The organism is Streptomyces sp. NPDC002130 (genome assembly GCF_040296465.1).
Classification (GTDB): Bacteria; Actinomycetota; Actinomycetes; order Streptomycetales; family Streptomycetaceae; genus Streptomyces.
The window spans coordinates 1-5324 of sequence record NZ_JBEOXI010000386.1; the positions used below are offsets into that span (position 1 = coordinate 1).

The 5324-nt window shown below is 73.9% G+C and carries 6 protein-coding genes; 1 reads left to right on the forward strand and 5 read right to left on the reverse strand.

Going from position 1 to position 5324, the window contains the following annotated elements:
- The 4 genes from ABT116_RS39065 to ABT116_RS39080 all read right to left on the reverse strand — a co-directional run.
- The coding region (locus ABT116_RS39065) for a sirohydrochlorin chelatase (protein WP_351644395.1) at positions 1-1007 on the reverse strand (1007 nt) is incomplete at its 3' end.
- A 110-nt stretch (positions 1008-1117) separates the two neighbouring features.
- Positions 1118-2104, reverse strand: a complete 987-nt coding sequence (locus ABT116_RS39070) for an N-acetylglucosamine kinase (RefSeq protein WP_351644398.1) — start codon at positions 2102-2104, stop codon at positions 1118-1120.
- Complete coding sequence (locus ABT116_RS39075) at positions 2101-2778, reverse strand: uracil-DNA glycosylase (RefSeq protein WP_351644401.1); 678 nt, start codon at positions 2776-2778, stop codon at positions 2101-2103. Before ABT116_RS39075 ends, ABT116_RS39070 begins: the two co-directional genes overlap by 4 nt.
- Positions 2779-2887: 109 nt before the next feature.
- Positions 2888-4045 (reverse strand): WD40/YVTN/BNR-like repeat-containing protein, encoded by a 1158-nt coding sequence (locus ABT116_RS39080; protein WP_351644403.1) that lies wholly within the window; start codon positions 4043-4045, stop codon positions 2888-2890.
- A gap of 213 nt (positions 4046-4258) precedes the next feature.
- On the opposite strand from ABT116_RS39080, the gene ABT116_RS39085 reads away from it, so the two are divergent.
- Complete coding sequence (locus tag ABT116_RS39085; RefSeq protein ID WP_351644406.1) at positions 4259-4843, forward strand: Rv1733c family protein; 585 nt, start codon at positions 4259-4261, stop codon at positions 4841-4843.
- Positions 4844-5039: 196 nt separating this feature from the next.
- Here the strand turns inward: ABT116_RS39085 and ABT116_RS39090 are convergent.
- Positions 5040-5324: hypothetical protein (locus ABT116_RS39090; RefSeq protein ID WP_351644409.1), on the reverse strand; the 285-nt coding region annotated here is incomplete at its 5' end.

Here is a 5324-nt window from a genome sequence, read left to right on the forward strand (position 1 = left end):
TGAACCAACTGCTTTCGAACCTTGAATTCGGAGACCCGTCGCGGCTGCGAACCGTTGAGCCGCACTGGTTCGATCTGTACCAGGACCTGCATGCACACCCAGAGTTGTCCGGTGACGAAACTCGCACTGCCCGTCGTGTACTTGGCCAGGGCGAGCTTGCCGATCGCCGGGTACGGGCCGAGCGGCTCGGCGGCCGAGCACCCGGCCTCCTTCGCGGCCTCCTCGAGCAGGACCTGCTCGATCTCCGGCCCGATCAGGTACGGCGCGAGCGCCAGCTGCTGCGAGCCAGAGGAGCGCAGCTGCTCGGCGACGGACGCGATGGAGCCCTCCTGGTCCAGGGCCGCGGCCATCACCGGAACGGCGAGACGCGCGGCGAGCAGCATGCCGGTGATGCCTGCCGCCTGCACGGCCTCGTCACCGCCCACCGAAGCGAGGATGATGCCGTCCGCGGCGGTCGCCACGGTGAACAGCCGGGCACGGTCCGCACGGGCCAGACCGGCCTCGGACAGCCGCACGTGCAGCGCCTCGGCGAGCAGCGGGTGCGGGCCGAGGACATCGGTCAGCTCGGCGGCCACACGGCTCTCCATGAGGGCCTGGCGGACCTGGCGCAGCAGCGAACCGTCCGGGCCGGCGAGCAGCGGCACGACGACGGCGACGGGACCGTCGGGCATCTTGACGTCCATGCCGGCGGCACGGGCCTGCTCGAAACGGGCCGTGCGCTCCTCGGCCGCGTGCACGAGCACGGCCTGCAGCGAGGGGAACTCCGCGTTGTCCCCGTCGAGGTATCCGATGCGGGCGTCGAGGCCGGGCAGCTCGGAGCGGGCGATGCTCACGACCTCTTCGGCGAGGCTGCGCGTGGTGTTACTGGGCGTCCCCGGCACGGCGAGGACGAGCGCGGGCGCGCCCTCGGGAGCAACCAGCGGCTCGGGACGGCGGTGCCGTCCGGGCTGGCGGGGGCGCGGCATTCGTACGGGCAGGCCATCCGCGGGCCCAGTGGGGGAACTCATGGCGCCGCATGTTACTGGCTTCCTGGGCTCCTCTGTTCGGGGAGGGTGCAGGTGAGCGGTATCCGTCCCGTTTTGTCTATTGAGTTACGTACAGATTGGACGTGATCGGATCAATCACCCGAACGGATGGTCACCGACAGCATCCTCTCGTCACCCGGCAGCGTGAGGGAACCGGTGCTCAGTTCGGCCGCGATGCGCACTGAGCCGTGCAGCGGATCGCCCTCGGCCGGTACCCGCCGCGCCCGTGGGAGCCGCCGGGCCAGTTCTTCGTCCAGGGGCCCCAGCAGCGGCTCGCCCAGCTCGAACAGGCCGCCGGTGACGGCGACGCGCGGCTCACCGCCGGAGGGGCACACGGCCGCCGCGGAGTCCGCCATGTGCCGGGCGGCGGTACGCAGGATGCCCGCGGCGACGGGATCCTCGTCCGCGCAGGCGGCCACGCGTGGTGCGAAGGAGGCGAGCACGGCGGGCCGGTCGGGACGGGGATACAGCGCACCGGGCAGCCCCGCGACCGGCCCGAACTCCTCCTCGGCGCAGGCCAGCAGGCGGGCCGAGCCGTCCTGGCGCCCGTCATGGGCGCGCAGCGCGGCCTCGAGGCCGGCCCGCCCGATCCAGGCACCGCCCCCGCAGTCGCCGAGCAGATGCCCCCAGCCGTCCGCACGCCGCCAGCCGGTCAGGTCGGTGCCCACCGCGATCAGCCCCGTACCGCCGGCGACCACGGCGCCGGGGCGCGGCCCGAGCGCGCCCACGTACGCGGTCACGGCATCGGCGGCCAGTGCGACCCGGCGCACCCCCCACTCCCGGGCCAGGGCACCGGGCAGTTCGGCGCGCAGCCCGCCCCCCAGGGAGGCCATCCCGGCCGCGCCGACGGCGACGGTGGTCAGCGGCACCGCTCCCGCCTCCGCGGTCAATGCGCGCACCAACGGCACGAGTCGCGCCATGAAGTGCCCGGGATCGATGCCCCGCTCGCCCGTGCGCACCGGCTCACCGGACGCCCGGCGGGCCAGCGGTCCACGCTCGGCGGTCCCGATCACGGCCCGGAGCCCGGAGCCGCCGGAGTCCACGGCGAGAAACCCGGAACCCTCCGACGCCCCCGTCACGGCAGGCGCCAGTCCACCGGTTGGCCGCCCTGGCGGATCAGCAGGTCGTTGGCCCGGCTGAACGGGCGGGAACCGAAGAAACCCCGGTCGGCCGACATGGGGGAGGGGTGGGCGGACTCGACGGAGGGCAGGTCGCCGAGGAGCGGGCGCAGATTACGGGCGTCACGGCCCCACAAGATGGACACCAGCGGCTTGCCGCGCCCCGCCAGGGCCCGGATGGCCTGTTCCGTGACCTCCTCCCAGCCCTTGCCCCGGTGGGCGGCGGGCTTGCGCGGGGCGGTGGTGAGCGCCCTGTTGAGCAGCAGCACACCCTGCCGCGTCCACGGCGTGAGGTCGCCGTTGGACGGCTGGGGGAGCCCCAGGTCGGCGTTCAGCTCGCGGTAGATGTTGATGAGGCTGCCGGGCAGCGGCCGCACCTCCGGCGCCACCGAGAACGACAACCCCACCGCGTGCCCCGGGGTGGGATACGGATCCTGACCGACGATCAGGACGCGTACGTCGTCGAAGGGCTGCTGGAAGGCCCGCAGTACGTTCGGCCCGGCCGGGAGGTAGGTGCGACCCGCGGCGATCTCCGCGCGGAGGAAGTCCCCCATCGCGGCGACGCGTTCGGCCACCGGTTCCAGGGCCTTCGCCCAGCCCGCTTCGACGATCTCATGCAAGGGTCGTGGTGCCACAAGGCGTCACCCTACTGCCGTACGGACATCGGCGATCAACCGGTGGCCAACGCCTGCGCGCACCCTCGTCCCCCGCCTGTTCCTCTGCCCCGTCCCCCTCGTCCTCGCCTCAGCCGACGAGTGCGGCCCGCACGCACAGCACGTCCGGCAGGTGCGAGGCGAGCTGCTGCCAGCTGTCACCGTCGTCGGCCGACGCGAACACCTCGCCGTTGCGGTTGCCGAAGTAGATGCCCGCGGGGTCGGCGTCGTCCGTGCACATCGCGTCGCGCAGCACCGTGCCGTAATGGTCCTCTTGGGGCAGCCCCGCCGAGAGCGGCTCCCAGCTCTTGCCCGCGTCCGCCGTCCGGTAGACCCGGCACCGGTGGTCGGCCGGGACCCGGTCGGCGTCGGCGTTGATCGGGAACACGTACGCCGTGTCGCCTCTGTGCGGATGCGCCACCGCCGCGAAACCGAACGTGGACGGCAGCCCCTCGCCGATGTCCGTCCAGTGCGCACCGGCGTCGTCGCTGCGGTACACGCCCCAGTGGTTCTGCAGGTACAGCCGGTCCGGGGTGGCCGCGTCCCGCGCGACCTTGTGCACGCACTGGCCGAACTCCGGGTTCGGGTCGGGCAGGAACACCGCGGAGACACCCGCGTTGGAAGGTGCCCAGCTCGCGCCGCCGTCCAGGGTGCGGAACACACCGGCGGTCGAGACGGCGACCGTCACCGCCTTCGGGTCGCGCCGGTCGGTGAGCACGGTGTGCAGGCCCTCACCGCCGCCGCCCGGCACCCACTTCGAGCGCGTGGGGTGCTCCCACAGAGGCCGGACCAGCTCGAACGTCTCCCCGCGGTCCTCCGAGCGGTACAGCGCGGCCGGCTCGGTGCCCGCGTACACCACATCCGGCTCGGCGGCGGCCGGGTGCAGCTGCCACACCCGCTCCAGGGACGCCCCCGTCTCCTTGGGGAACTTGACCGCCGGGCGGGCCGGTTCGGTCCAGGTCCGGCCGAGGTCGTCGGAGTGGAACACGGACGGGCCCCAGTGCGCGCTGTCGCCGCCGACCAGCAGCCGCGGGGTCCCGGCCCGGGTGTCGATGGCGACCGAGTACACGGCCTGCGCGTTGAAATAGGGGCTCTCGTCGAACTCCCAGGCCTCACCACCTCGCCGGCGCCCGATGAACAGGCCTTTGCGCGTGCCCACGGCGAGCAGTACCTCGGTCATGCCGATCACCTCCGCGGCGTCGTCGTTGACGCCCTTGTCCCGAACACCGGCCAGTCTGCACCCGACCACTGACAGTCACCTCCGGAACGGGCTGCGCCCCAGGTCAACGGGGTGTCGGCGAGGCGGGCACGGGGTCTCGCGGGGCCGCCTGGGCAGGGCGCTCGCCGGGGCGGGGGGCCGTGGAGATCGTCACGCCGGGTAGGTGCAGTGAGCATCCGGGCGCCGCCGTCCGTATGGGGAGAGCGGCGGAATGGTCGTGGGCTCGTGAGGAGGAGGCCTTCGATGGCGTTACGTGGTCCGAAGGTGTGGCTGTGGCGCTGGCGGCGCAATCCGCTCAAGCGCCGTGGCGACCGGGTGGAGGCCTGGGTCGTCCTCGGCGTGTGGATGCTCACCGTGTTCGTCGCGCTGCTCGCCGGGACGACGGTGAGCCGTTCCGTCGAGGACGGACTGGCCCGGGAACGCGTCGAGTGGCGCCCCCTCGTGGCACGGCTCGCCGAGCGCGCCCCCGGGGCGGCCTCCGAGAACGGCCATGTCTCCCGCGCCGAGACGGTGTGGGCGACGGCACGGTGGACCGCCGCGGACGGGTCCGAGCACTCCGGCCAGCTGCGGGTCCCGGCGGGCAGCGCCGTCGGTGCCCCGGTCACCGTGTGGACGGATTCCGAGGGCCGCCAGGTCACCCGGCCCGTCACCGAGTCCCAGGCCCGTGTACGTGCCTCCCTGATCGGTGGCGCGGCAGGCCTCTGCGCCGCGGCCGTCCCCTTGGTCGCCGGCCGTGCCCTTCGCGGTCGCCTGGAGCGTCGCCGCATCGACCAGTGGGACGCGGAGTGGGCCCGCTTCGGCCCGATGTGGGGGCGTACGACGGGGTGAGGCCCTGCCGGCGGCCCCGTACCGGCCACCGGCAGGCGCCGGCCTCACCGGCCCCGTCCGGCCACCGGCCTCACCGGCCCCGGTCCGGCCACCCGCAGGCGTCGGCCCCACCGCCGCCCCGGTCCGGCCACCCGCAGGCGCCGGCCCTACCGGTGCCCCGCTCCGGTCAGGGCCTGACCGCACACCCGGAGCAGCGTCAAGTCCTCGCGTATGCCGTTGCCTCCGGCGTCGGTGCGATGGCGCCGAGGAGAGGCGAGCTCCGCTCGGAGCAGGTCGTGCAGGGGCGCTCCCGCCGGTCCCAGTGCCGAGGCGCACTCGGCGATCGTCGCGCGCGTGCGTGGGTGATCCCGCCACGCCGAGCGGAGGTCGGGGAGGAACCGATCCGGCGGCCTTGTTCGGCGAGTCGGCGGCGCCGCTCGGCCAGCCCTCCGAAGGCGAGCAGCTCACGCAGCCCGTCCACGGTCTCCACGGTGTCGGCCGA